The following is a 24,039-nucleotide window of genomic DNA, read 5'->3' as shown; positions in this document are numbered from 1 at the left end:
TGGCGGCTTTCGCATCTCGAATCTAGTATCTCGAATCTGCTTTACGCCGGTACCGAAGCCTCATCCATATCGAAGTTCGAGTACACATTCTGCGTGTCGTCGAGGTCATCGATGGCATCCAGCAGTCGCATCATCTGTGCTGCCGGCGCGCCTTCCAGCTTGGTGTAGGTTGAGGCGATCATCGTCACCTCGGCCTGCACCGTCTCGATCTTCGCGGCCTTCACGGCATCGAGCACCGCGTTGAAGTCGTTCGGCGCGGTCGTAATCTCCCACACCTCGCCCTCGTCGCTCAGGTCCTCGGCACCGGCATCGAGCACGATCTCGGTCAGCTTGTCCTCGCTGGCCGCGCTCTTCTCCACCACGATCAGGCCCTTCTTCGAGAACATGTGGGCCACCGATCCAGGAGCTCCCAGATTGCCGCCCTGCTTCGAAAACGCGTGGCGGATTTCGCTCGCCGCGCGGTTCTTGTTGTCCGTCAGAACGTCGACGATGATCGCGACACCGCCGGGGCCGTAGCCCTCATAGCGAATCTCTTCGTAGCTCGCGCCCTCAAGCTCGCCGGTGCCCTTCTGGATGGCGCGCTTGATGTTGTCCGCGGGCATGTTCTCCGCCTTCGCTGCGGCGATGGCCGTGCGCAGGCGCGGGTTGCCGTCCGGGTCGCCACCGCCGCCCTTGGCCGCAATGGTGATTTCCTTGATCAGGCGAGTAAAGATCTTGCCGCGCTTGGCGTCCAGCGCGCCCTTCTTATGCTTAATTGTTGCCCATTTTGAGTGGCCGGACATGGGGTAAAACCTCTGCTGCTTTGGAATCGGCAGATCGCGGAAAGTGCCTGAAATCAGCACCCGTCGCACAACTGCATCGGGTAAAAGTGTAGCACGCAGGCCCCTCTGGAAAGCACGAAGGCCGACGGCGTCACCTTGCGCCACCGGCCCTCTGCCACGTCGCTCTATGCCGCAGCGTGTGGGTGCAGGATCACCTTCGTCCAGCCCTCGTCCCGGTTGTCGAAGTGTTTGTACGCTTCCGGCGCGCGCTCCAGCGGCAGCTCATGCGAGATGATCACCGACGGCTTCGCCAGCCCATGATGAATCAGGTCGCGCAGACGCCGGTTGTACGCTTTTACATTGCATTGCCCGGTGCCCATCTTCTGCCCCTTGAACCAGAATTTGCCGAAGTCGAAGGCTATCTGGCCCTTCTTCTCCAGCTTGTCTTCCGCGCCGGGGTCCTTTGGCACGAATACGCCAATGACGCCGATCTGGCCTGTCGCCTTCACCGCATCCACCAGCGAGTTCATCACCAGATTCGGCACTTCCTTGCCGTCCGCGTTGTGACACTGGTAGCCAATGCACTCCGCGCCGCAATCTGCGCCGAGCCCGCCGGTCATCTCGCGAATCCGATCGCCGATATCGCCCTCCAGCGTATCGATCGGGGTGGCACCCAGTTTCTTTGCCAGCGCCAGCCGGTCCGGTTTACCGTCGACCACAAAGATCTGCGACGCTCCCTGGATGCGCGCCGACATCGTTGCCATCAATCCGACCGGCCCGGCACCATAGATCACGATCGACTGCCCCGGCTCCAAACCGGCCAGCCGCGTCGAGTGCCAGCCTGTCGGAAAAATGTCCGACAGCATTACATAGTCCTTCTCCTTCTCGTCCGCGTCCTCGGGCAGATGCAGGCAGTTGAAGTCCGCATACGGCACCCGCAGATACTCCGCCTGCCCACCGTTGTATGGCCCCATGCCCGCAAAGCCATATGCAGCGCCAGCCATACCCGGCATGACCGAGGGATCGGCACAGGTAAGACAGTAGCCCGTGAGCCCGCGCTCGCAGTTGGCGCAGAATCCGCACGCTACGTTGAATGGCAGCACAACCTTGTCGCCGACCTTCACACTGTCGACGGCCTGGCCGGCCTCAACCACCTCGCCCAGATTTTCGTGCCCAAGTACCTTGCCTTTCTTCACGTCTGTGCGGCCTTCATACATATGGAGATCGGAGCCGCAGATATTTGTGGTGGTCAGCTTGATCACAACGTCTGTCATCTTCTCGATTTTGGCGTCGGGAACGGTATCCACCGTTACCTTTTTCGGTCCGTGATAAACCAATGCCTTCATAACATTCCCCTTCATTCGACCGCGACCGGCCACCAACCCACAAAAATGGGATCGTGCCTCGCGTGTTGCGTAGATGGTTGTTGTATGGACCTGATACATCGAGCCAGGAGGCCCCCGGTCGTACCGTGGCGTCAGGCCTGAAGCGCACTTCCAGGCCCGCTCAAACAGCCATTTAGTACGATGCCATGTTCCTCGGCTGCGTTTGCGCCCTCCGTGCAAACCGCTTTCATCCCGCAAAGCTCGGGTAATTGTTCTACAGGATCTCCGCCGCCATCAGCTCATCGAGCGTCTCGCGCCGCCGCACCAGACGTGCCGCGCCCCCTTCGACCAGCACCTCCGCCGGATGTACACGCGTGTTGTAGTGCGAGGCCAGCGTCATGCCATAGGCGCCCGCATCGAGCAGAGCGGCTAAATCACCTGCCTCAAGTTCCGGCAGGAGCCGGTCCCGCGCAAAGAAGTCGCCCGACTCGCACACCGGGCCGACGATGTCCGCCTTCTGCGGCGCGCGGTCCGACTTCACGACAGGCCAAATCTCATGGTGCGCCTGGTACAGCGCCGGACGAATCAGATCGTTCATCGCGGCATCGGTAATCACAAAATGCTTGTCGCCGTTCTGCTTGGTATAGAGCACGCGCGTAACCAGCGCCCCTGCCTGCGCCACCAGAAACCGCCCCGGCTCCAGCAGCAGCTGTGCGTCGAGCCCCTGCATCACCGCCGCAAGCTCCTTCGCATAGCTCGCGACACTCGCCGCCGGATCGAACGCGCCTTCGCCGTATTCGATACCGAAGCCGCCGCCCGCATCGACATAGTGGATGGCGATGCCATCGCTGCGCAGTTCCTCCACCAGCGACCGCACCCGCGCCAGCGCCTGCCCAAAGGGCTCGACGGCACGAATCTGCGAGCCGATGTGCACACTGACGCCCTCGGGCTTCAGCCCCGGCAACGACGCCGCACGCTGATACACCGCCCGCGCCCGCGCAATCGCAATCCCAAACTTGTGCGCGCTCAACCCAGTGGAGATATACGGATGCGTCTCGGCGAACACATCGGGGTTCACGCGCAACGCGATGCGTGCGGTCTTGTTCAATGCCACGGCACGCTCGCTCAACAGCTCGAGCTCGGCCTCGCTCTCCACGTTGAAGAGCAGGATACCCGCCTGTAGCGCGGCATCCATCTCCCACGCCTGCTTGCCGACACCGGAAAACACCACCTTGCCCACGGACTGCGGCGCGGCACGCTTCACGCGCTCCAACTCACCGCCGGAGACAATATCGAAGCCACAACCGGCCTCGCCCAGCATCTTCAAAATCGCCAGCGACGAGTTCGCCTTCACGGCATAGCACAGCGTCGTATTCAGCCTGGGAGCAGCGGCGGCAAAGGCCTGCTGCAGCATCGTCGCGCGCTCGCGGATGGCATCAGCCGAGTACACATACAGCGGCGTGCCATACTGCTCAGCCAGCGCGGTCACGTCGACGCCGGAGCACACAAGGCGGTCCTGCACATAAACAAAGGGGCGTGGGGATGAACTGGGACTCACCCATTCATTCTATCCGCCACACCCCTTCAAAGTTCTCCGCAGCGCTCAAACCTGCGGCTGATCGGTCGGCGCCACCGGCGGCGGCGTCACAATCGGTTGCGTCGTAAACGAGAACGGCTCGTTCGGCATCACAGCCCACGCGATCAGGTACGCCACAATCGGCGCGCCGCAGCCAAAGACCACCGCCAGCACCAGAATGATGCGGACCAGCGTCACATCCAGTCCATAACGCTGCGCAAAACCGGCGCACACGCCGCCGACCATGCGGCCATTGCGCGGCCGAAAGAGCCCTTCGCGCGCCGCCGCCTCACTGGGCGGAACCCACGCCGGCGTCAGCCGCACACCACAGGCGCTGCAGAACCGCGCGCCCGGTTGAATCTCACTGTTGCAGTTGGAGCAGATCATCTTGAACCTCCTCAGTACAGGAAGTGATACGCAAACCGATAGAGGACGGTTCCAGATAGGAATCCCTGTCGAGCCGTTTCACTTGCCTGTGTACGGCTTCTCGATATACCCCCGCGCAGCCCCCGCCTGCGTCTGGTCGCCACCGGGCTTTAGCACCTGCCTGTAGTCCGCGATTGCCTTCTGGCGGTCGTGCAGCAGGTCCTCCGTCTGCCCGGCTGCGAGCCACGCCCGCTTGCGCAGCCAGTCGCTGCAGTTGGGCTGCGTGGCGGCCTGCTCGTAGCCATAAGCCGCATCCTTCAGGATGTTGTAACCGCGCTCCGTGTCCGCCAGCCCGAACCACGCCATCTGCAGCCGCACGTCCACAAAGTAGCCGGGCTTCTCCGCGTCCGCAATCACCTGCTTGTACAGCGCGATCGCCTGCAGCCCCTGGCCCTCGTCCTTGGTCAGGTTCGCGACCTCCAGCTGAAACAGATAGTCATGCGGAAAGTCCTTCGCCAGCGCGCGCTCCACCACCAGCGCCTCGGCGTAGCGGCCGTCGTGGCGCAGAAACAGCCCCAGCGCCGTGCGAGACTCCACACTCGTCACCACGCCATGCGCAGCCGAGTAGCGCAACATCTGCAGCCCCTTCTCGCGGTTGCCGCCCACGCCCATAATCCCCACAATCAGCCGCACCCACGTCGGCAGGCTCGCCACCGCAAACTGCTGGATGCCCACCGCCATGTAAGCGTCCGCGTACTGCGGGTCGAGCTTCAGCACCGCCTCGCTGTCGTTGCGCGCCGCGTAGCCCTGCCGCGCCCCCATCGCGTAGGCATGGTCTGCCAGCACAACGAACGCGCCGTGCATCCCCTTCGCGTAGCCACGCTCAAACAGTGCGTTCTTGTCGTTCGGGTTTTTGCTGAGCACCGCGTCCGTCATGCCGACGACCTTGTTCGTCAGGCTCTCGATCTCCTGCCGCGTCGCCGGCAGCACATTCACATCGCGCTTAGTCGCCAGAAAGCTGTTGTGCGCATAGTAGGTGGTGTCCAGCAGATCCTGGTGATAGAGCTCGCGGAAGATGACCGTGAACAGGATGTAGTTCCACGCCATCGGGTCGTTGGGGTGCTTCTGCGCGACGTCGGTAAAGATGCGGTAGGCCCCGTCGTAGTCCAGGTTGTAGAAGTGGTCGAAGCCCTGGCGGACCTCGGGATCGAGATTGAGCGGCACCGTATGCTGGTTCGCCTGCGCCTCGGCAGCCACCGGAACGCCTACCAGCAGCGCCACCAGTACCGTGCAAACCAAGCCTTTCCAATCACTTACCCAGCCAACCCGAACGGACCGCAGCAATCGAACCTCCCTCGTTCTCGCCCTTGAATCGAAACCAGTCTATGCAGAAAACGCCCTGCCCCTGAAGAGGTATGTGAAATATGGAACAAACCTCGCTACAATCATAGGGGCGGTTTGACAGCCTTGTCCGTTGGACGCGGTTTGCGCCCCAGGCGCTTCCCAAATCTTCACCGGATCACGGCTACGCCTATTCAAGACCAGTTGTTCCCGAGGAACTCCGATCGATGGATCTCCAGACGATTTTGCCTCCCGCTCTACTGACCCTTGGCTGCTTTGCCTATATCCTCTGGCCGCAGCAGAAGCTGGCCCGTCCCACCGAAAAGACCCGGCTGGACTACCTGCGTGAGCGCAAGGACGCGATCTACGAAAACCTTCGCGACCTGAACTTCGAGTTCCGCGCCGGCAAGTACCCCGAGGACGACTACGCCCGCCAGCGCGAATCGCTCGAAAACGAGGCCGCCCGCGTCGTCTCCGAGATGGACGCCCTCGGCGCGTAGCGCTTATCGGCAGCCGCGCAAAGCCCCTCAACAGCCCGTGCAGTATTCTTGAAGTGTGCAAGCACTCCTGAAGACTCTCCGCCCGCTCGCCCTTCTCGCGCTCACTGTGCCCGCCTTTGCCGCGGCCAACATCACCGGCACGGTCACCAACAAGACCACCGGCAAGCCCTCTGGCGGCGACACCGTCACCCTCATCCGTCTCGCCGCCGGCATGCAGGAGTCCACGCACACCACCACCGACGCCCGCGGCCACTACACCCTCGAAGTCCCCGACGACGGTCTGCACCTCGTCCGCGTGACGCACGACAAGGCCAACTACTTCCAGCCCGCGCAGCCCGGCACCAGCACCATTGACGTCGACGTCTACAACGCCGCCGCCAGTGTCAAGGGCGTCTCCACCGAGGCCGTTGTGATGCGCCTGCAGACCGATCCCTCCGGCAGCAGCCTCAAAGTCGTGGAGAACTTTTTCATCAAGAACGACTCCAAGCCGCCCATGACGCAGTTCTCCAACGAGCCCTTCGACTTCTACCTACCCGAAGGCGCGGTTGTCGAAGGCTCCGCCGCGCTCGCTCCCGGCGGCATGCCCGTGCAGGCCGCGCCGGTGCCGCTGGCTGAAAAGGGCAAGTACACCTTCCTCTTCCCCATCCGCCCGGGCGAAACCCGCTTCCAGGTCAGCTACCACGTCCCCTACAGCGGCTCGTTCAAGATCGACCCGCGCGTGACCAACGCCACTGACACCGTCGCCGTGATGATGCCCAAGGCGATGACCTTCACCCCTGCCTCCGGCTCGCCCTACAGCCCGGTGAACGACGATGTGAACGCGCAGACCTTCGTCGCCCGCAGCGTCGCCCCCGGCTCCGCGCTGGGCTTCACACTCTCCGGCAGGGGTGAGCTCCCGCGCGACTCGCAGGACACCGCGCAGGGCAGCGCCAGCGGCCAGCAGGCACAGGGCGCAGACACCCCCGCCACCGACGAGACCGCGCCGGGCAAGGGCCTCGACAACCCACTCGACCCCAACAACAACCGCGATCCGTGGGGTAAGTACAAGTGGTGGATTCTCTCCGGTCTCGCCGTGCTGCTGGCCATCGCCGCAGGCTTCCTGCTCAAGAAGCCTACCGCTACGGACGGAGCCGTTGCACTCGGGACTCCCGCAACGCCAGCTCCCGTCAGTTCCCCACAGGCCCACGCCTCGCAGCTGCTCACCGTGCTCAAGGAGGAGATGTTCTCCCTCGAAACCGACAAGCTGCAGGGCAAGATCTCCGACGCCGACTACGCACAGGCCAAGTCGGCGCTCGAACTCATCCTCGCCCGCGCATTGAAGAAGAGCGCGTGACCTGCTGTACCTGCTCATAAGGAGCCACTCCCATGAAGATGAAGAAGACCCTAGCCACCATCGCCCGCATCCTTCGGCTGTACTGCATTGCGCTGTGGGTCGGGGCACTAGTCTTCTTCGTCGTGGTGGCTGCGGTGGCCTTCGGCAACCTGCCCAGCACGCATGAGGCGGGCATCGTCGTCCGCGGCACGTTGCTGGCGCTGCACACGCTCGGCACCTACGCAGGCTTCCTCTACCTGCTGCTCACCGTGATGCTGTTAGCACTCGGAGACCGCGCCAAGGTCCGCGCCGTCGAGCTCATCCTCGTCGTCATCATGCTGGGCCTCACAGCCTACTCACAGCTCGGCGTCATCCCTGCCATGGAGCGCGACCGCCAGCAGCTCGCCAGCCAGTACAGCGGCGCCGAAGTCGACGCCACCCCCAAGGACGCCCCTGCCCACGCCGACTTCGACCGCCTGCACAACGTCTCCACCAAGGTTGAAGGCGCAGTGCTGCTCTGCGGCCTTGTCGTGCTCGCACTCAGCTCAATGCAAGGGAAAATCAAAGAACAGTAACCGGATATCAGAACAAGGCCACGGTCATCAACCGTGGCCTTTGTTTTCTCTACTCTCTACTCTCTATTCCCTACTCCTCTGCCCGCTACTCCACCGGCAGCTTCGCGCGATACCCATCGCGCGCCACAATCGAGTACTTCACCGGCTTGCCCTTCTCATCCTGCATCCTCAGCGGCTTGCCTTCATTGTCCACCAGGTACACCTTCACCTTGCGATAGCTGCCATCATTCGCCTTGTTCGTCGGCCTGTAGGTCAGCACATATTGGTTGCGGATGCTCTCATTAATCTGCCCGAAGATGTCCGGCAGCTCGCCCTGGAAGACCGGCTTGAAGTGCATCCCGCCCGTCATGTTCGCGAAGGTCTGCATCTCATTGTCGGCCTGCAGGTAGCTGATCCCACGGAGACCGTTGTCGCCGCGCAGCTCACGCACAAAGCCGCCCGTGCTGATCGTAAAGATCGTCACATCGGGCGTCGCCTTGATCTTCGCCAGCATCTTGTCCAGCGTCAGCCGGCTCATCGTGTCGCGGCCTGAGGAGACCAGGATGATGTACTTGCGCCCCTCCACGCGGCTCAGCCGGTCCAGCGTCTCGTACAGCGCGTCGAACTCGTTCGTCTCGCTGAAGCCCGGGATCACCATCGACTGCAGCGCCTCGCGGATCACGTCCTTGTTGTTCGTAAAGTCGCACAGGATGTGCGTGCGCATGTCGTACGTCTCGACGGCGATGTAATCGTCCGGCTGCAGCGTGCGGAAGAAGCTCGCCGACGCGTTCTCCATGTCCTGCAGAAACGGCCATGAGGTCGAGGCGAACTCCAGCAGCATCACCGCGGTGATCGGCACCTTGGTCGTGCGCACGCTCGTCACCTGCTGCTCCACACCGTCCTCCACCACCAGGAAGTTGTTCTCCTTCAGCCCCGGCACGAACTGGTGGTTCTTATCCAGCAGCACGCTCACATCCAGGTTCACAATCGGCACATCCACGCGCAGCGAGTAGGGCGTACCCCCCGGGTTCGCCGTCTTGTCCTCCGCAGGAGCGGGCGGCGGAGGCGCCTCTTCCTTCTTCTTCGGCAGGTCCAGCCCCAGCCCGGTTCCCTGCGGACCGGCATCGTCGGGACTCGTCGTCTGTGTCGGCGTTTGTGCGGGTGTCTGAGGAGTGGGCGTCTGCGACCATGCGCACACACTCAGCGACAACGCCATCGTCAACGGAAGAATTCCATGCTTCAACATAACTGCAACTCCAACATGGCCTGCTTGCTCTCGTGCTCTGTGCTTAACACGATAGACGCAACCACGCGGATGCGGGGTTCAACGCAGATGTACCGGCTCGACTCCGCCCCAACGATCCACGCTGTCACGGATACTCAATTGGCCACCTCCCCTACTCCCAACTCCCTGTTCCCGACTCACTGTCGTTAAGCACAAAGGGCCGCCGGGGGGTGCCAGCGAGCCCTTTGCTCTCAAATCGCGCCACCTATCAAGGGATGCAACCGGTGGGGGTCGTCCCGACCAGTGGCGCAACCAAATTATCGCACAACTCGCCGAACTCCTGCATCAATTTTGAGTGGAAAAACCCACCTCTGCTGCAGCGTATCCTGCCGCATTTTGCGGGGGACAATCCACCCCCTGCCTCCCTCGTTTCTCCTGTTGTAAGCTTAAAGTACGCACCCGGGCCTCAGTACACTTGCGAGGGTTAGCGACAGGGGAAATTACTTCAATGTCAGAGATTCATGGATGGGCCGCGCACGCGGCTGGGGCCGAACTGTCGGCATACAAATACAAGGTCGAGGAGCTGCCGCCCAACGAGGTCGAGGTCAAGATCACGCACTGCGGCGTCTGTTACTCCGACGTCCACCTAATCGATAACGACTGGGGCATCAGCAAGTACCCCTTCATCCCGGGCCACGAGATCGTCGGCAAGATCACCGCTGTCGGCTCAGGCGTGCAGGACCGCAAGGTCGGCGACCGCGTCGGCATCGGCTGGCAGGCCGATAGCTGCGGCATCTGCGAGTGGTGCCGCAAGGGCGACGAACATCTCTGTGCCAAGGCACAGCCCACCTGCGTAGGCCGCAACGGAGGCTATGCGGGCTCCATCCGTGTCAACGCACGCTTCGCCGTCCCGGTCCCGGAAGTACTCGAAAGCGAAAACGTCGCTCCTCTGCTCTGTGGCGGCATCACCGTCTACAGCCCGTTGCGCAACTGGCTCGCCCGTCCGTCCTCACGCGTCGGCGTGGTCGGCATCGGCGGCCTCGGCCACATGGGCGTCCAGTTTGCACACGCCTTCGGCAGCGAAGTCACAGCCTTTTCCACAAGCGCCGACAAGGCTGAAGAGGCCAAGTCGCTCGGCGCGCATCACTTTGTCAACACACGGGATACCGGCGCCCTGAAGAAGGTCGCAGGCAGCTTCGACCTGATCCTTTCCACCGTCTCGGCCGACCAGGACTTCCAGGGCTTCATCGGCGCGCTGCGTCCCAAGGGCACGCTGGTTGTTCTTGGCGCTTCACCCTCGCCCATACAGATCTCGGCGTTCAGCCTGCTCGCAGGCCAGAAGGCCGTCGCAGGCAGCCCCACCGGCAGCCCCAGCGACCTGCACGAGATGCTCGACATCGCCGCCCGCCACGGCATCAAGGCCATCACAGAGAGCTTCGCCATGAAGGACTGCAACCAGGCCATCGCCAAAGTAAAGAAGAACCAGGTCCGCTACCGCGCAGTCCTCAAGAACTAAACGCGACAGCGAGCCTCACCACACCAACGGCCGGACGCAATAGTCCGGCCGTTGGTGTTGAGTTCATTCCAGTTACGGAAGCTCTGAACAAGTGTCCTGTTTTGAAGGGGCGGGACTTCAGTCTCAGCATAAATCTCCCGGAGACTGTCAAGCCATTTATCGCGCAAACCATTCATTCCAAACGATATGGGATCAACGATTCATGGCTCTGAATCCGTTAGAATAGAAGTAGGGCAAGCACTGTCTGCTGACCTGACCGCCCACATAGCCCAGGCGGGGATATGACCTTCACAAGTCCACCCCCAACCCGCAACAAATCAAGACTTTGAATCAAAAAGTACGGGAGGGGAGGGGTGGGGGGAGCCCAAATCTATTCCCTACTCCCGATTCCCTACTCCCTGTCCTGTACCGTTAAACCAGAATGCGATTCGAACTCTTCATGGCCGCGCGCTACCTCCGCGCCCGCCGCCGCGAGACCAGCGCCCGCGGCAAAGGAAGAACAGCCCGCGGCCACAAGGTCGTCGGCCTGGTCACGGCCATCTCGGTCGTCGGCGTGGCCGCCGGAGTCGCTGCCCTGATCATTGCCCTCGCCGTCACCAACGGCATGCGCCGCGACCTGCAGGACCGCCTCGTCGGCGCGACCGCCCACGTGGAGCTGCTCCGCGTCGCCGGCGACGGCATCCGCGACTGGCGCCCCCTCATGGCCCGCCTCGCCACCGTCCCGCACGTGCAAGCCGTCGCCCCCGGCCTCTACGGACAAGTCCTCATCTCCCGTGGCGCCCGCTCCGGCGGCGCCCTCATCAAGGGCATCGTACCCGCCGACGAGCTCAAGGTCGGCGACCTGCTCCAGAGCGTCCACCAGGGCACCTACGCCCCGCTCGTACCGCAGGGCGCCGCCAGCGAGGGCGATGGCGCCATCCCGCCCATCGTCATCGGCGGCGACCTCGCCAGCACACTCGGCGCGCAGGTCGGTGACTCGGTCCTCGTTACCAGCCCGCAGGGCGAGCTCACCCCCCTGGGCCTGGTGCCCAAGTACCAGCGATTTCAAATCACCGGCATCTTCAGCTCGGGCTTCTACCAGTACGACTCGAGCTACGCCTTCATGCGCCTCGCCGACGCGCAGAAGCTCTTCATCGAGCCTGACCTCATCAGCGTCATGAGCTTCCGCATCGACGACCTCTACAAGGCAGGCGAGGTCGGCAAGGCGCTCGAACAGGCCGCAGGCCCCGGCTTCCAGTCCACCAACTGGATGGAGCAGAACCGCGAGCTCTTCCGCGCCATGAAGCTCGAACAGGTTGTCACCTTCATCGTGCTGGCGCTGATCGTCGTCGTCGCCGCACTCAACATCCTCATCGCGCTCACCATGATGGTGATGGAGAAGACCCGCGACATCGCCGTGATGATGAGCTTCGGCGTCAGCGCCGAGCAGATACGCCGCATCTTCCTGCTGCAAGGCCTGCTCATCTCCGCCATCGGAACATTGCTCGGACTCGTCATCGGCTACGTCGCCAGCGTGCTCGGCTCGCACTACCACTTCATCCACCTGGACGCGAGCGTCTACTCCATCGACACGCTGCCCTTCGCTCCGCGCATCGTGGACGCGCTGGTCGTCGCGGCCGTCTCCCTGGGCATGGCGCTGCTGGCCACGCTCTACCCATCGAGCTCGGCAGCGAGCGTCCTTCCCGCCGAGGCTCTGCGGTACGAATAGCGCTCACGTAACTCGCAGTCCTGCGTTTATGTCCCATCATCGAATACGCTGGAGGTAACCATGGCAAGACTGTCCTATCCGAAACTGTCGCCCAAGACCTACGAGGCGATGCTCAACCTCGGCAAGACGCTCCGTCTCGACACGCAGCTCGAGCCGGTACTGCTGGAGTATGTGAAGCTGCGCGCATCCATCGTTAACGGCTGCCACTTCTGCATCGGCATGCACACCTCGGACCTCAGGCACCACAACGAGCCACAGACACGCATCGAAGCGACCCGCGACTGGCAGAGCTCCGATGCCTTCACCCCGCGCGAACGCGCCGCACTCGCCTGGACCGACCGCCTCACGAAGCTCGACGGCAACGAGACCTCGGATGCCGAATACGCCGCTGTGAACGAGTACTTCCAGGACAAGGACCTCGTTGACCTCACACACGCCATCGCCCAGATCAACGCCTGGAACCGTCTCGGAGTAGCCTTCGCGCCCGAATGGCAGGAGCCGAAGAGCCACGTTCCCGCAGAGACGAAGACTGAGACGACGACCGCCTGATGCAAGCCACCCCACAACAGCCTCCGGTCCTGCGCGCGGTCGCGCTGGAGAAGACCTATGCGCCGCTGAAGGCCGGAGGCGCAGCGCTGCAGCTCTTCCGCAGCCTCAGCTTCGAGGTCGCCGCAGGCGAGATGGTCGCCATCGTCGGCGAGAGCGGCGCAGGCAAGTCCTCCCTGCTGCATTTGCTGGCCGCGCTCGACAAGCCAACCGCCGGTGAAGTCTGGTGCGGCAGCACCAACGTCACACACCTCACCCCGCGCGAAGCCGCAGCCTACCGCAACCGCAAGATGGGCTACGTCTGGCAGTTCCACTACCTTCTACCGGAGTTCACAGCGGTAGAGAACGTCGCAATGCCTCTGCTCGCGCAAGGAGTAGCAAAACCCACCGCACTGGCTGAAGCCGCCGCCTGGCTCGCCCGCGTCGGCCTGGCCGAGCGCGCCGACAACCGCTCCGGCGAGCTCTCCGGCGGCGAGCAGCAACGGCTATCCATCGCTCGCGCTCTCATCGCCAAGCCCAAACTCCTGCTGGCGGACGAACCCACCGGCGACCTCGACGGCGCCACCGCCGAGCGCGTCTTCGAGCTTCTGCAGACGTTGCACCGCGACAACCACCTCGCCAGCGTGCTGGTCACCCACAACCTGGAGTTCGCAGCACGATGCGATAGGACCCTGCGTTTGAAGAACGGTCAGCTGGTTTCTGCGTAGGGTCAACAAACCGGGCGATTTCTGACGCGTTTCCCACAGAAAGGCCTGTTTCGGCGGTTGTCAGTGTGCGCAGCCCTTTCTTTCGGGGGCTACTGCGAATAAACTGTCTAGTAACTCACTGAGAGCCGCACGCGCCCCAGGCAGGGCTTTCAGTCCTCTCCGCCGCAACCGACCGCGACGGTGGCCACGCAATCGTCATTCGCAGACCGCGCCCTTGTAGCAACCCAGGTAGTACCCCAAAGCGCGGGGGCGACGGTTCGAAGGGGGAGCATGTTCGAACGCTACACAGAAAAGGCGCGGCGCGTGATTTTCTTCGCGCGCTACGAGGCGAGCCAGTTCGGCTCACCATACATCGAAACCGAACATCTCTTGCTGGGCCTGCTGCGCGAAGATAAAGCACTCACCAATCGCTTTCTGCGCTCGCACGCCTCGGTCGAATCCATCCGCAAACAGATTGAACAGCACACCACGGTGCGCGAGAAGGTATCGACCTCGGTCGATCTTCCGCTCTCCAACGAGTGCAAGCGCGTGCTAGCCTACGCAGCCGAAGAAGCTGAGAGGCTGAGCCACAAACACATCGGCACAGAACACCTTCTGCTCGGCCTGCTGCGCGAAGAGAAGTGCTTCGCAGCGGAGATCCTCACCGAGCGCGGCTTGCGCCTCACGGCCATCCGCGAGGAGTTGCAGCGCACCACGCAGGAGAAGCCGGCCGCGCAAAGCGGCAGCAAGCAGCGCGGCGGCAACCAGCAGGAGCAGTCCATGCTGGCCGAGTTCAGCCGCGACCTGACGCAGGCCGCGAGCGACCAGCAACTCGATCCGCTGGTCGGCCGCGACTTCGAGGTCGAACGTGTCATCCAGATCCTCTGCCGCCGCACCAAGAACAACCCTGTCCTCATCGGCGAACCCGGTGTCGGCAAAACAGCCATCGTCGAAGGCCTCGCGCAAAAGATCGCCGACGGCGAAGTACCGAGCTTCCTCGCCGACAAGCGTGTTCTCTCGCTGGACCTCTCGCTGATCGTCGCGGGAACCAAATACCGCGGCCAGTTCGAAGAGCGCCTCAAGACCATCATGAAAGAGCTGATGGAAAACCAGAACTGCATCGTCTTCATCGACGAGCTGCACACCCTGGTTGGCGCTGGCTCAGCGGAAGGTTCACTCGATGCGGCAAACATCCTCAAGCCGGCGCTGAGCCGTGGCGAGATCCAGTGCATCGGAGCCACCACCCCTGCGGAGTATCGCAAGTCCATCGAGAAGGACCGCTCGCTCGAACGACGCTTCCAGGCCGTAAAGGTTCCTCCGCCAAACGAAGAGGATGCCATCAAGATCATCATGGGTATCCGCGAGAAGTACGAGAAGTTCCACGCCGTCAGCTACACCGACGACGCGATCACCTTCTCGGTCTCGCACTCCAACCGTTACATCCCGGACCGCTTCCTGCCGGACAAGGCCATCGATCTAATCGACGAGGCCGGCGCTCGCGTAAAGCTGCGTCAGACCACGCTGCCTGAAGAGTTGACCGAGGTACAGAAGCGCATCAAGTTCATCGTGCACCGTATGGAGAACGCCATCGCGAACCACGAGTTCGAGAAGGCGCGCTTCTACTCCGACGAGGAGCGCAAGGAGCGCGAGAACCTTCGCGTGCTGCGCGACAAGTACCACCTCGACGAGTCGAGTTCGGGCATCGTCACGCGCGAGGACATCGAAGACGTCGTCAGCCGCTGGACGGGTGTCCCGATCACTTCCATCAAGGAAGAAGAGACACAGAAGCTGTTGCGCGTGGAGGAAGAACTCCACAAACGGGTCATCGCGCAGGACAAGGCGATCTCTGCTCTTGCTCGTGCGATCCGTCGTTCGCGCGCAGGCCTCAAGAACCCAGCGCGCCCGATCGGCAGCTTCCTGTTCCTTGGGCCAACAGGTGTCGGCAAGACGGAGATGGCGCGTACGCTGGCGCAGTTCCTCTTCGGCTCGGAGAAGTCGCTCATCCGCTTCGATATGTCGGAGTTCATGGAGAAGCACTCGGTCTCGAAGCTGATCGGTTCGCCTCCGGGCTACGTCGGCTACGAAGAAGGCGGCCAGCTCACGGAACGCGTGAAGCGGTCTCCGTACTCCGTCGTATTGCTGGACGAGGTCGAGAAAGCTCATCCGGACGTCTTCAACCTGCTGCTGCAGGTATTTGAAGACGGCCAGCTAACCGACGGTCTCGGCAACACGGTCGACTTCAAGAACACGATCATCATCATGACCTCGAACATCGGCGCCAAGCACCTGATGAAGCGCGAGGGCCTCGGCTTCCAATCGAGCAAGGATGAGGTCGTGCTCGAGAAGATGCAGGAGATGGTGATGAGCGAGGTGAAGCGCACCTTCAACCCCGAGTTCCTCAACCGTCTCGATGAAGTGATCGTCTTCACGTCACTCTCCGACTCCGACCTGATGCAGATCATGGACCTGCTGGTGCAGCAGTTGAACACCAACCTGGTGCACAAGGCGATCACGATCTCCGTCCGCGACGATGCGCAGCGCTGGATACTGGATAAGACGCTCACAGACCGCAGTTACGGAGCACGGCCGCTGCGCAGGGCTTTGCAGAAGTACATCGAGGACCCACTCTCCGAGGCGCTCATCGCTGGGCTGATCGCCGAGCGGCCTGCGTTCCTCGAGGTGTATCTGGAGAGCAACCAGCTCTACTATCGCCCGGTTGCGGCCGAAGGCGAGGAGAAGGCGGCGGGTCTGGCACTGACAACGGTCTGACATCCGGAACGGAATTCACAGCCGATACGCCCAGCCTGACAGGCTGGGCGTATCGTTTTACCGGAGGACATTTCTGAATGGATCGTCGTTCGTTTGCCACCCTGCTCCCCTCCCTGCTCGCGGCCACTGCGTTGCTGCCGGAGAGCGCCCTGAGTCAAGCCGCCGGGGATGCTGACCATCCCGTGAAGGGTGAGCCGACGCCGGGGTTTGGCGCCAGCAAGGGCCAGTTGCCTACCATCGTCTCCGGAGTCTACACACCGGGCAAAGGCCACGGCTCGAATGGGCATGAGTCATTCGCGTATCTGGCCGGGATGCTGACCGCGGGCAACATCCGGCTGGAGATGCATGAGTCGGTGCAGCAACCGGGCGCCGTGCATGAGCCCGTAGGAAAGCACCTGCACAGCGAGATATGGTGCGTCAAAGAGGGCATCTGCGAGCTGATGACCAACGGCGTGATCCGCACCATGCGGGCAGGCGATGTCGGCATCTGCTGCGCAGGCGATCTGCACTACGTCAAGAACGCGGGCGATACGCAGTGCACCTACTTTGTGATCACAGTCGGGCCACCGGAGCCGTAGCGGCAAAAAAGGAACCCGCAGCCGAAGCTGCGGGTTTTTCTTGGAAGACCTGCGAACCCTTTTACGTCAGGTTCTGTAACTCTAGATGAGTTTGGAGACCGACCGGGTTGCCTTGGTGGCGCTCTTGACGACACCGTTGGCGGCATCAACGACGTCCTCGAACTGGTCCTTGCTGGCCTCGATAAAGCGTTCGGCTTCCTTGCCGAGGCGTTCGGCCTGGTCCTTCAGATACTCGGCTGCGTCTTCGAGCGTATCGCCGAGGTCTTCGAAGTTCCGCTTCAGCTTCTTGCGCGTCGTGGCGCCGGTCTGCGGAGCGTAGAGCAGCGCCAAAACACCACCGACCGCTGCACCAACCCCAAGGGCAAAAAAGAAGTGTCTGCTACGCATGTGTAAGCCTCCTAGCTACTTGCATAGGACTCAACTGCATGGCATCAGGTTTCCTGTTTCATGCAACAAAGTCATATTGGAGTGTGACACCCCCACCCCTCCCCTCCCATACTTTTCGATCCAAAGTCTTCAAAGAAGGCGGCTTGTCGCCGGACTTGCAAAGGTCTGATCCCGCCTTCATGGACAAGAAAACCTGCGTCGACAGCGGTGTAGCCGCGCCTGTTCCCTGTTTTTATTCTATCGTCCGTGTCAAGTGCGCCCGCTTCAGAACGCAAGCTCCAGTGCGCGGACGAAGACCTTCGCGAACATGGGGCGGTTAAGGCGGCCGGTGTTCGTGTTGCGCAGCGAGGGATGGTAGCAGCCGAGCAGCTTGAGGCCGTTGGGCAGCGTGTACTCGGCGCCGTGTGAGAAGGTGTAGGCTGAGCGCCGCTCGATGACACCCTGCGCGAGCAGGTGGGCGAGGAAGCCGTCCCAGGCGATCTTGCCGAGGCAGACGACGACGCGCACCTTCTTCAGCTCGGCGATCTCCGCAGTGAGATGCGGAGCGCAGTTGCGGATCTCCTGTGGGGCCGGCTTATCGCCGGGCGGGGCGCAGCGGACGACCGACGAGATCCAGAGCTTGCGGAGCTTGAGGCCGTCGTCGCGGCTGATGGCCTTCGGCTTGGTCGCGAGGCCAAGCTCATGGAGGACGTCGTACATGAAGTCCCCCGAGGCATCACCGGTGAAGGGGCGGCCGGTGCGGTTGGCTCCGTGTGCGCCCGGTGCTAGCCCGAGCACGTGGATACGCGCGTTGGGGTCTCCAAAGCCGGGAACGGGTTTGGCCCAGTACTCCTGGTCGCGATACATGCGGCGCTTCACGCGGCCGATATTTTCGCCATAAACGCGCAGGCGTTCGCAGCGGGTGCAGACGGCGATGTCGTGACAGACCTGGTCGAGGACGGAAAGTATTGCGGGCGATGTACGGCTGGCCAAAGCGATTCTGCTCCTATGCCGATGATAGCGGGCAGAGGTGAGTACTAGCGGCGGCCTTTGCGGTAGAGGTTCACATTGAGGTTGCGGATGATCGGATAACAGTCGCAGGCAGCAGCCTCAAGGGCTTTGCGGTCCAGGATCTTGACCCTGCCGCGGGAGTACTGAATGAGACCTTTGCGTTGAAGTCCGCTGGCGACCAAGCTGACCGTCGTTCTGCGCGAGCCCAGCATCATGCCGATCAGCTCCTGCGTGAAGTTGAGCACATTGGACTGGGTACGGTCCTGGGCCATGAGCAACCAGCGGGCGAGCCGTTCTTCAGCAGAGTGGAGCCGGTTGCATACGGCGATGTGGCTGAGGGTAAGGAACTGCTCCTGGACGAACTCAAGCACGCGGTCGCGAATCTCCTCCGAAGAACGAAAGAGGTCTTTCATCTCCTGAAACGGGATACGCAGGACGGAGCCTTCAAGCTGCATGGAGGCCCCCGTGGAGACGATGCCGGAACCGAGGAGATGAATGCTTCCCACCAACCCCTCATTCCCGATGAAGCCGACCTCTGCCGTATTGCCGGATAGGGTGGTGGCAATGACAGAGACGATGCCGGAGGTGACGAAATAGGCATACGGAGGCCTCTGCTCTGGCGCGTAGAGTTGCGTGCGAACAGGAGCGGATAACAGAGTGCAGTGGGCCCGGATGAGATCGCGGGATTGTGTGGTGAGTGAAGCAAGAAGCCGGTTGGTTTCCAAGTCGCTCAACTTTCGCGGGACATCAACGAGAGCTCACTGCTCCCTCTACCCGTCGCAAGGTTGCCGCATGAAGACGGTCTGTAGCGCACTTGATAGAAACCCGGCTTCGCACACCGAATTGCTATGACGTTACGCCTAAGCTGACGTTTCGTATGCACCACAGCGGACATAGTGGTGGGTGACGCTCAAGATTCCATTGATGTAAGTCGAATGTTCGATAGCGAATAGACGCAAAGGCTCTGTTTAGAGGACGATGTGTCCCGGGTTCCGGAGCTTGTCTCAGAGCATTCACCCAGGATCAGGGTGCTGACCTTATGGGCTGGCTAATTTGGTTATCCGCAGCCGCCTGCCGCCCCTCATGTAGTTATGGGTGTTACTGGGGAGGTTGCAACGGCTTCCCTCCATGGTCCAGACGCTAGTAGGGCTTCTGGCCGATGTAGTTGCCGGGGGGATCGTACTCAGCGACGATGACGATCCACCCGTTAGGGCAGGTGGCGCGGCCCATGCCGACGCTGGTGGTGGAGCGCCAGACCATCTGCGTGTAGTGGCCTGTGGCGGACCAGTTGCTGCCGGTGAGCACGCCATAGTGGAACTGGGCGATCTCGCTATACCAGTCCTGCGCGGCATCGAGCGCGGTGTAAGGGCGGCCAGCGCCGCCGAAGAGGTTTTCGCCGTAGTGTCCGCCGGTGGTGTGGACGAGCCGGCAGTTCTCGTCGGCGGCGAGGTGGTTGGCCCAGCTCTGCGCCACGCCTGCGAGTTGCACCGACCACTGCAGCGGAGGTGCGCCGACATCGTGCCGCTTGGCGTTCTGGAAGTCGAGGGCGCTCTGCGCGTCCGACGGGATGACGCGCGAGCCGGTGTTGCCAGGCACGGTGGACTGGCCGCCCGCAACGGCCCCGCAGAGGCATAGAACGACGGCTACGCTGCGATGGATGATCCGGTGCATGCTTGCGTCTCCTTGACCTCAGGTGAAGAGTATCGGTTGCGGTGCAGGGTCGCAAGCCGCCTGTTAGGCGACTGGTTAGAATGGGGATGTCCTTCCCTGCCCACGATGAGACGCTGGCTGACCATTGTCGTTGCTGCGCTGACGCTCGCCCTGTATGCAGGCGTGGTGATGCTGGGCTTGCGAATGGGACCGCGAAGCCTTGGGTGGGTGAGTGGAGCGTGGCTGGGACGCGCGTTTGGCGATGGCCCGACGAGCCGCGCCTGGCGTGTCGGGTCGATGGATTCGCTGAGCCCGAAGGAGTTGCGACTGGTGGAGTACGGCAGCGAGCTGTTCAACGAGACTCCTGTGTACGGCTCGCAATATGCAAAGGCGCGGATTGCGTGTGCGAGCTGCCATGTGGAGGGAGGCATCGCGCCGTACTCGGCGCCGATGGTGGGGACGATGCAGGCGTATCCGAAGTTCAGCCAGCGAGCACAGCGCAAGATCACGCTGAACGACCGCATCGACGAGTGCATGACGCGCAGCGAGAACGGCATGCCACTGCCGGACAGCAGCCATGAGATGCAGGCGCTGAAGGCGTACATCGGCTGGCTCTCAGAGCCGCATCGTGCGCAGGCAAAGTTCATTGGGCGCGGGCTGGAGCCGCTGCCCAAGCTAACGCCCGATCCGAAGCATGGCGCAGAGATCTATGCAGCACAGTGCGCGGGCTGCCACGGCGACCATGGTGAAGGAACCCGCAGGCCGTTTCCTCCGCTGTGGGGACCGGAGTCGTTCAATGATGGCGCGGGCATGGGCACCATTCCGAAGATGGCCGCGTTTGTGCAGTACAACATGCCACAGAACCGCAAAGGCACCCTGAGCGCGCAAGAGGCAACGGATGTGGCCGCGTTCGTTCACATGCAGCCGCGGCCAAAGTTCAACCATGCGTATGACAAATACTGAAGCGGATGTAGGATGTCCTAAACCAGGCTGATCGAGGAGAGCGATGAAGAGACGAAGTGTACTGCTGGCATTGTGTGCGGTGTTGATGATGGGCCTTGGCGGCCTGACGAAGATGCAGGCGCAGAGCGCGACGGGCAAGACGCACCGCGTGTTAATGGCTGTGAGCTCCGGCGACGAGATGGACTGGCAGATTGCGCTGGGCAATACGCGCAACCTGATCGCGGGATTGAAGCCGGATACGGTGGAGGTAGAGGTCGTCGCATTTGCCGGCGGCATCAATATGGTGAAAGCAGACTCCAGCGTGGCCGCCGACATCGCAAAGCTGCAGGCGGAGGGCGTGAAGTTTGTGGCGTGCCAGAACTCGATGCGCGCGCACAAGCTGGAGCTGAAGGACCTGCTGCCGGGCATGGGCTCTGTGCCCTCGGGCATTGTGGAAGTGGTGACGAAGCAGGAGCAGGGCTGGGTGTATATCAAGGGCGGACGATAAATACCGCTGACACGGCAACGCCCGCAGACAAACATCGTCTGCGGGCGTTGCTGTTTGAGACCGCCTAGTGCTTCTCTGCAGCGAAGACATCCGCATCATGGTTGATCTCTGCCGGAGTGGTGGCGTGGTCGTAGATCTCGATGCGATAGCGGAAGGTGGTGCTGTCACCCTTCTTGATGGTGTATTGGAAGGGCGGCTGCTTGGGGTCGAAGATGCTGCGGCCCAGCGGATTGGCGGCGAAGAGGCCGTAGCCGCGCGCGTGCCAGTAGGTCGGGTAGCCAGGGTTGCCGGGGTGGTCGAGGATCGCGATGCTGTCGGTGTGGCCTGCGGGGTTGTGTCCCGTCAGCGTGCACCAACGGCCACGCGTGGCCCATACCTTCGGGCCTTCGACGCCTTCGCTGGTGAGATAGACACCGGTGGCATCGGGGCTGGCGCCGGCAGTCTGCGTGGGACGGCCTGCTGCATCCATGAAGATGCCGGATTTCTCTTCCGGCGACTCAAGCCAACTGGCGACGCGCATGCCGAGCACGCCCTCTTTGTCGTCGTTGAAGGTGACGTCTTCAAGCGCCTTCAGCGTGATGATCATGTCCACGGTGCGCTTGCCCTTGCCTCCGGAGAAGACGTAGCGCGTGGTCTGATCGAGGATGCGATCGCCTTTGCCGGTCGTCCAGTGCGAGGTCGCAACGAGCTCGCCGCGGCTGGCACCGGACTTTGTGGAGACGATCTTGTCCTCGTAGATGGTGCCCATCTTGTCGCGCTGCGCGGGCTTGATGGCGTCCGAGTTATTCCAGAAGTCGAAGCCATTCGCGTTGCCGTAGTTGAACCACAGTCCGGCGTGGTGCGGGTGGTCAACGCGTTCGTGCGGACGCGGTGCCAACGGATAGCCACGCGTCACCGTCACGCCGTCGGAGTCCATCAACGGAAAGAGGACGGGCTTTTTGAGCGCCTTGGGATCGGAGGTATCCGGCCACAGGTAGCTGGTGAAAAGTTGGCCGTCGATGGTGATGTCGACGCGGCGGTTGGCGTCGTCGGTTTTTACCTGGACGCCCTTCTGCGCGAACGCGGTGGCGGCCATGAGCATGGTCACCACCACAAGCAAGCAAGCAGGTCTCTCCACTCCGCTGCGCTTCGGTCGAGATGACACATCATAAGCAGGGCTAGGCATAGACCTTGCCTCCTACCATTACCTGCTGCGTCTTGTCGTCGAAGGTGACCTTCTGGCCGGTCTGGATCGCGGCCACGTTCATGCACAGCGCGATCGAGTGGGCGTAGCCGGCCTCAATGCTGGCGTTGGGCGTCTTGCGGCTGCGGACGCACTCCATCCAGTTCCGCATGTTGGCGCCGGTCTGCGGATCACCCTTGCCGGTGTTCGCGTCCGTGGCAATCTTGTCGGCGCCGAGCGACATGCTGGGCAGCAGGTTCGCCTTCATGTTCATCTGGTCGGCAAACTTCTGGGTCAGGCCGCCCGTGTCGGTGACAGTCTGCTTGTCCATGTCGATCATGCCGCCGTTGGAGTAGTAAAGCTCCTTGACGCCGCCCGCGGAGTTGGTAAAGCGCGAGGTGTACTGCACCTGGAAGCCCTTCGAGAGATCGTCGATCGGGCCGTAGTCGAAGACCGAGGTCATGGTGTCCCAGTTGGTGCGGCCATCCTTCCACAGGTAGATACCGCCGTTGGCGACGCACGAACGCGGATGAGGAAGCCCGGTGAACCAGTGCACCGTGTCGATCTGATGGACGAGCCACTGGTCGGGGATGCCCGACGAGTACGGCCAGAAGAGACGGAACTCGAGATATTTGCGGGCGTCGAAGTTGTCCTTGATGACGCCCATGCAGTAGCGGTGCCAGTCGGTGTCCTGCTCCTTCAGCAGCGGCACAACGTCGGGGCGGCGCCAGCGGCCGGGCTGGTTCACGTTCCAGCTCATCTCCACCATCACGATGTCGCCGAACTTGCCGGACTGGATATACTCGGCGGCCTTCATATAGCTGGGCGTGCTGCGGCGCTGCGTGCCGACCTGCACGATGCGGCCGGTCTTGTGGACGGCGGCGCGAAAGTTGCGGGCGTCGTCCATGCGATGCGCAGTCGGCTTTTCAACATAGGCGTCACGACCCGCATTCACGGCCTCGATGCCGCAACGCGCATGCTGGAAGTCGGCGGTGGCGATGAGGCAGGCATCGACATCCTTGCGGGCGTAGAGCTCGTCGGTGTTGCGGACAGGCTCTACGGTGAAGCCGGAGACCTTCTTGATGTACTCGGCACCCTCGTCGCGGCGGTGGTTCCAGATGTCGCAGACAGCGACGAACTCGAAGTTGAGCTCCTTGGCATGGTCGGAGAAGGCAGGGATGAGGGCCTGCTTCATGCGGTCACCGCAGCCGACAACGGCGGTTCGGACGCGGTCGTTGGCGCCGGGGATGGCGGCGTAGCTCTTGGCCGTCCATACGCTGGAGGCCACAGGCACAGCCGTGGCAGCCAGGGCGGCGCTGGTGGTCTTAAGGAAGTCGCGGCGGGTGGTTTCTTCAGGTGCCATAATTGGTCTCCGTAAAGGGTTGGCGTTGCGTGGGTAGCAGAAAACTAGAAGTTGAAACAATTTCTAAGCGGGGAATTATGGCACCCAACTGAGAACGATGACAAGGACGAAAAGCAGTCAGACCGGATAGCGGACTGAATCTGCGGATTTGGGGAGAAATGCGACCCGCGGGCCGAGGTTTGACCCCTGCGGCACGGCCTCGTATTCTTAGGGTTGGCGCAGCGCCGATGCTGGCTGGCCCTCTATACCCGGAGGGCGCCCTTTAACTGGTTGC

The 24,039-nt window shown here is 62.3% G+C and carries 23 protein-coding genes; 11 read left to right on the top strand and 12 right to left on the bottom strand.

Going from position 1 to position 24,039, the window contains the following annotated elements; translation table 11 throughout:
- Positions 1 to 41 precede the first annotated feature (41 nt).
- From GOB94_RS14860 to GOB94_RS14840, 5 genes are all read right to left on the bottom strand, one after another.
- Positions 42 to 782, bottom strand: coding sequence for a YebC/PmpR family DNA-binding transcriptional regulator (locus tag GOB94_RS14860; RefSeq protein WP_182276642.1), 741 nt, complete (start codon positions 780 to 782; stop codon positions 42 to 44).
- Between the two features lie 164 nt (positions 783 to 946).
- Positions 947 to 2,107, bottom strand: a complete 1,161-nt coding sequence (locus tag GOB94_RS14855) for a glutathione-independent formaldehyde dehydrogenase (protein ID WP_182276641.1) — start codon at positions 2,105 to 2,107, stop codon at positions 947 to 949.
- Positions 2,108 to 2,360: 253 nt separating this feature from the next.
- Positions 2,361 to 3,644, bottom strand: coding sequence for a diaminopimelate decarboxylase (lysA, locus tag GOB94_RS14850; protein ID WP_182276640.1), 1,284 nt, complete (start codon positions 3,642 to 3,644; stop codon positions 2,361 to 2,363).
- A 45-nt stretch (positions 3,645 to 3,689) separates the two neighbouring features.
- Positions 3,690 to 4,049 (bottom strand): PspC domain-containing protein, encoded by a 360-nt coding sequence (locus GOB94_RS14845; RefSeq protein ID WP_182276639.1) that lies wholly within the window; start codon positions 4,047 to 4,049, stop codon positions 3,690 to 3,692.
- A gap of 78 nt (positions 4,050 to 4,127) precedes the next feature.
- The gene (locus GOB94_RS14840) at positions 4,128 to 5,327 is read right to left on the bottom strand and encodes a TTC39/IML2 family protein (protein WP_255484024.1); all 1,200 of its coding nucleotides are present in this window, start codon (positions 5,325 to 5,327) and stop codon (positions 4,128 to 4,130) included.
- Between the two features lie 269 nt (positions 5,328 to 5,596).
- On the opposite strand from GOB94_RS14840, the gene GOB94_RS14835 reads away from it, so the two are divergent.
- From GOB94_RS14835 to GOB94_RS14825, 3 genes are read left to right on the top strand one after another with little or no spacing between them, the layout of a single operon-like run.
- A complete protein-coding gene (locus GOB94_RS14835) occupies positions 5,597 to 5,869 on the top strand; it encodes a hypothetical protein (protein WP_182276638.1) in 273 nt (90 codons plus the stop codon).
- A gap of 55 nt (positions 5,870 to 5,924) precedes the next feature.
- Positions 5,925 to 7,202 carry a carboxypeptidase-like regulatory domain-containing protein gene (locus GOB94_RS14830; protein ID WP_255484022.1) on the top strand — a complete coding sequence of 426 codons (1,278 nt, stop codon included), beginning with the start codon at positions 5,925 to 5,927 and terminating at the stop codon, positions 7,200 to 7,202.
- A gap of 32 nt (positions 7,203 to 7,234) precedes the next feature.
- A complete protein-coding gene (locus GOB94_RS14825; protein WP_182276637.1) occupies positions 7,235 to 7,756 on the top strand; it encodes a DUF4149 domain-containing protein in 522 nt (173 codons plus the stop codon).
- 85 nt (positions 7,757 to 7,841) lie between these two features.
- Here the strand turns inward: GOB94_RS14825 and GOB94_RS14820 are convergent, their stop codons facing one another.
- Positions 7,842 to 8,981: a VWA domain-containing protein gene (locus tag GOB94_RS14820; RefSeq protein WP_255484021.1), complete on the bottom strand. Its 1,140-nt coding sequence runs from the start codon at positions 8,979 to 8,981 to the stop codon at positions 7,842 to 7,844.
- Positions 8,982 to 9,468: 487 nt separating this feature from the next.
- Here GOB94_RS14820 and GOB94_RS14815 point away from each other — a divergent pair, with 487 nt between their 5' ends.
- The 6 genes from GOB94_RS14815 (at position 9,469) to GOB94_RS14790 (ending at position 16,763) form a co-directional block, all read left to right on the top strand.
- The gene (locus tag GOB94_RS14815) at positions 9,469 to 10,476 is read left to right on the top strand and encodes an NAD(P)-dependent alcohol dehydrogenase (protein ID WP_182276636.1); all 1,008 of its coding nucleotides are present in this window, start codon (positions 9,469 to 9,471) and stop codon (positions 10,474 to 10,476) included.
- Positions 10,477 to 10,897: 421 nt separating this feature from the next.
- On the top strand, positions 10,898 to 12,184 hold the full coding sequence (locus GOB94_RS14810; protein WP_182276635.1) for an ABC transporter permease: 1,287 nt from the start codon (positions 10,898 to 10,900) through the stop codon (positions 12,182 to 12,184).
- 60 nt (positions 12,185 to 12,244) lie between these two features.
- Positions 12,245 to 12,733, top strand: coding sequence for a carboxymuconolactone decarboxylase family protein (locus GOB94_RS14805; protein WP_182276634.1), 489 nt, complete (start codon positions 12,245 to 12,247; stop codon positions 12,731 to 12,733).
- Entirely contained in the window at positions 12,733 to 13,437 is a 705-nt protein-coding gene (locus GOB94_RS14800) for an ABC transporter ATP-binding protein (RefSeq protein ID WP_182276633.1), read from the top strand. The genes GOB94_RS14805 and GOB94_RS14800 overlap by 1 nt, the downstream gene beginning before the upstream one ends.
- A gap of 270 nt (positions 13,438 to 13,707) precedes the next feature.
- Positions 13,708 to 16,185 carry an ATP-dependent Clp protease ATP-binding subunit gene (locus GOB94_RS14795; protein WP_182276632.1) on the top strand — a complete coding sequence of 826 codons (2,478 nt, stop codon included), beginning with the start codon at positions 13,708 to 13,710 and terminating at the stop codon, positions 16,183 to 16,185.
- A 77-nt stretch (positions 16,186 to 16,262) separates the two neighbouring features.
- A complete protein-coding gene (locus GOB94_RS14790) occupies positions 16,263 to 16,763 on the top strand; it encodes a cupin domain-containing protein (RefSeq protein WP_182276631.1) in 501 nt (166 codons plus the stop codon).
- An 81-nt stretch (positions 16,764 to 16,844) separates the two neighbouring features.
- Here GOB94_RS14790 and GOB94_RS14785 read toward each other — a convergent pair whose 3' ends face one another.
- From GOB94_RS14785 to GOB94_RS14770, 4 genes are all read right to left on the bottom strand, one after another.
- The gene (locus GOB94_RS14785) at positions 16,845 to 17,150 is read right to left on the bottom strand and encodes a YtxH domain-containing protein (RefSeq protein WP_182276630.1); all 306 of its coding nucleotides are present in this window, start codon (positions 17,148 to 17,150) and stop codon (positions 16,845 to 16,847) included.
- Between the two features lie 264 nt (positions 17,151 to 17,414).
- Positions 17,415 to 18,122: a uracil-DNA glycosylase gene (locus GOB94_RS14780; RefSeq protein WP_255484019.1), complete on the bottom strand. Its 708-nt coding sequence runs from the start codon at positions 18,120 to 18,122 to the stop codon at positions 17,415 to 17,417.
- A 44-nt stretch (positions 18,123 to 18,166) separates the two neighbouring features.
- Positions 18,167 to 18,874, bottom strand: a complete 708-nt coding sequence (locus tag GOB94_RS14775) for a Crp/Fnr family transcriptional regulator (protein WP_182276629.1) — start codon at positions 18,872 to 18,874, stop codon at positions 18,167 to 18,169.
- A 406-nt stretch (positions 18,875 to 19,280) separates the two neighbouring features.
- Positions 19,281 to 19,811 carry a CAP domain-containing protein gene (locus GOB94_RS14770; protein WP_182276628.1) on the bottom strand — a complete coding sequence of 177 codons (531 nt, stop codon included), beginning with the start codon at positions 19,809 to 19,811 and terminating at the stop codon, positions 19,281 to 19,283.
- Positions 19,812 to 19,916: 105 nt separating this feature from the next.
- On the opposite strand from GOB94_RS14770, the gene GOB94_RS14765 reads away from it, so the two are divergent.
- Both GOB94_RS14765 and GOB94_RS14760 read left to right on the top strand, forming a co-directional pair.
- On the top strand, positions 19,917 to 20,753 hold the full coding sequence (locus tag GOB94_RS14765; RefSeq protein WP_182276627.1) for a c-type cytochrome: 837 nt from the start codon (positions 19,917 to 19,919) through the stop codon (positions 20,751 to 20,753).
- Positions 20,754 to 20,796: 43 nt separating this feature from the next.
- Positions 20,797 to 21,240 (top strand): DsrE family protein, encoded by a 444-nt coding sequence (locus GOB94_RS14760; RefSeq protein ID WP_182276626.1) that lies wholly within the window; start codon positions 20,797 to 20,799, stop codon positions 21,238 to 21,240.
- 64 nt (positions 21,241 to 21,304) lie between these two features.
- Here the strand turns inward: GOB94_RS14760 and GOB94_RS14755 are convergent, their stop codons facing one another.
- Positions 21,305 to 22,405 carry a PmoA family protein gene (locus GOB94_RS14755; protein ID WP_255484018.1) on the bottom strand — a complete coding sequence of 367 codons (1,101 nt, stop codon included), beginning with the start codon at positions 22,403 to 22,405 and terminating at the stop codon, positions 21,305 to 21,307.
- Complete coding sequence (locus GOB94_RS14750; protein WP_182276625.1) at positions 22,398 to 23,765, bottom strand: Gfo/Idh/MocA family oxidoreductase; 1,368 nt, start codon at positions 23,763 to 23,765, stop codon at positions 22,398 to 22,400. Before GOB94_RS14750 ends, GOB94_RS14755 begins: the two co-directional genes overlap by 8 nt.
- Between the last annotated feature and the right edge of the window lie 274 nt (positions 23,766 to 24,039).

Source organism: Granulicella sp. 5B5 (assembly GCF_014083945.1).
GTDB lineage: Bacteria > Acidobacteriota > Terriglobia > Terriglobales > Acidobacteriaceae > Granulicella.
This window is presented reverse-complemented; position numbering and strand designations above follow the sequence as displayed.

Excerpts from the sequence above, each read along its gene's own strand:
- GOB94_RS14750 (WP_182276625.1), bottom strand. The coding sequence starts at position 23,765 with ATGGCACCTGAAGAAACCACCCGCCGCGACTTCCTTAAGACCACCAGC.
- GOB94_RS14800 (WP_182276633.1), top strand. The coding sequence starts at position 12,733 with ATGCAAGCCACCCCACAACAGCCTCCGGTCCTGCGCGCGGTCGCGCTG.
- GOB94_RS14765 (WP_182276627.1), top strand. The coding sequence starts at position 19,917 with ATGAGACGCTGGCTGACCATTGTCGTTGCTGCGCTGACGCTCGCCCTG.
- GOB94_RS14855 (WP_182276641.1), bottom strand. The coding sequence starts at position 2,107 with ATGAAGGCATTGGTTTATCACGGACCGAAAAAGGTAACGGTGGATACC.
- GOB94_RS14815 (WP_182276636.1), top strand. The coding sequence starts at position 9,469 with ATGTCAGAGATTCATGGATGGGCCGCGCACGCGGCTGGGGCCGAACTG.
- GOB94_RS14790 (WP_182276631.1), top strand. The coding sequence starts at position 16,263 with ATGGATCGTCGTTCGTTTGCCACCCTGCTCCCCTCCCTGCTCGCGGCC.
- GOB94_RS14785 (WP_182276630.1), bottom strand. The coding sequence starts at position 17,150 with ATGCGTAGCAGACACTTCTTTTTTGCCCTTGGGGTTGGTGCAGCGGTC.
- GOB94_RS14825 (WP_182276637.1), top strand. The coding sequence starts at position 7,235 with ATGAAGATGAAGAAGACCCTAGCCACCATCGCCCGCATCCTTCGGCTG.
- GOB94_RS14760 (WP_182276626.1), top strand. The coding sequence starts at position 20,797 with ATGAAGAGACGAAGTGTACTGCTGGCATTGTGTGCGGTGTTGATGATG.
- GOB94_RS14845 (WP_182276639.1), bottom strand. The coding sequence starts at position 4,049 with ATGATCTGCTCCAACTGCAACAGTGAGATTCAACCGGGCGCGCGGTTC.
- GOB94_RS14795 (WP_182276632.1), top strand. The coding sequence starts at position 13,708 with ATGTTCGAACGCTACACAGAAAAGGCGCGGCGCGTGATTTTCTTCGCG.
- GOB94_RS14770 (WP_182276628.1), bottom strand. The coding sequence starts at position 19,811 with ATGCACCGGATCATCCATCGCAGCGTAGCCGTCGTTCTATGCCTCTGC.
- GOB94_RS14755 (WP_255484018.1), bottom strand. The coding sequence starts at position 22,405 with ATGCCTAGCCCTGCTTATGATGTGTCATCTCGACCGAAGCGCAGCGGA.
- GOB94_RS14860 (WP_182276642.1), bottom strand. The coding sequence starts at position 782 with ATGTCCGGCCACTCAAAATGGGCAACAATTAAGCATAAGAAGGGCGCG.
- GOB94_RS14805 (WP_182276634.1), top strand. The coding sequence starts at position 12,245 with ATGGCAAGACTGTCCTATCCGAAACTGTCGCCCAAGACCTACGAGGCG.
- GOB94_RS14810 (WP_182276635.1), top strand. The coding sequence starts at position 10,898 with ATGCGATTCGAACTCTTCATGGCCGCGCGCTACCTCCGCGCCCGCCGC.
- GOB94_RS14820 (WP_255484021.1), bottom strand. The coding sequence starts at position 8,981 with ATGTTGAAGCATGGAATTCTTCCGTTGACGATGGCGTTGTCGCTGAGT.
- GOB94_RS14835 (WP_182276638.1), top strand. The coding sequence starts at position 5,597 with ATGGATCTCCAGACGATTTTGCCTCCCGCTCTACTGACCCTTGGCTGC.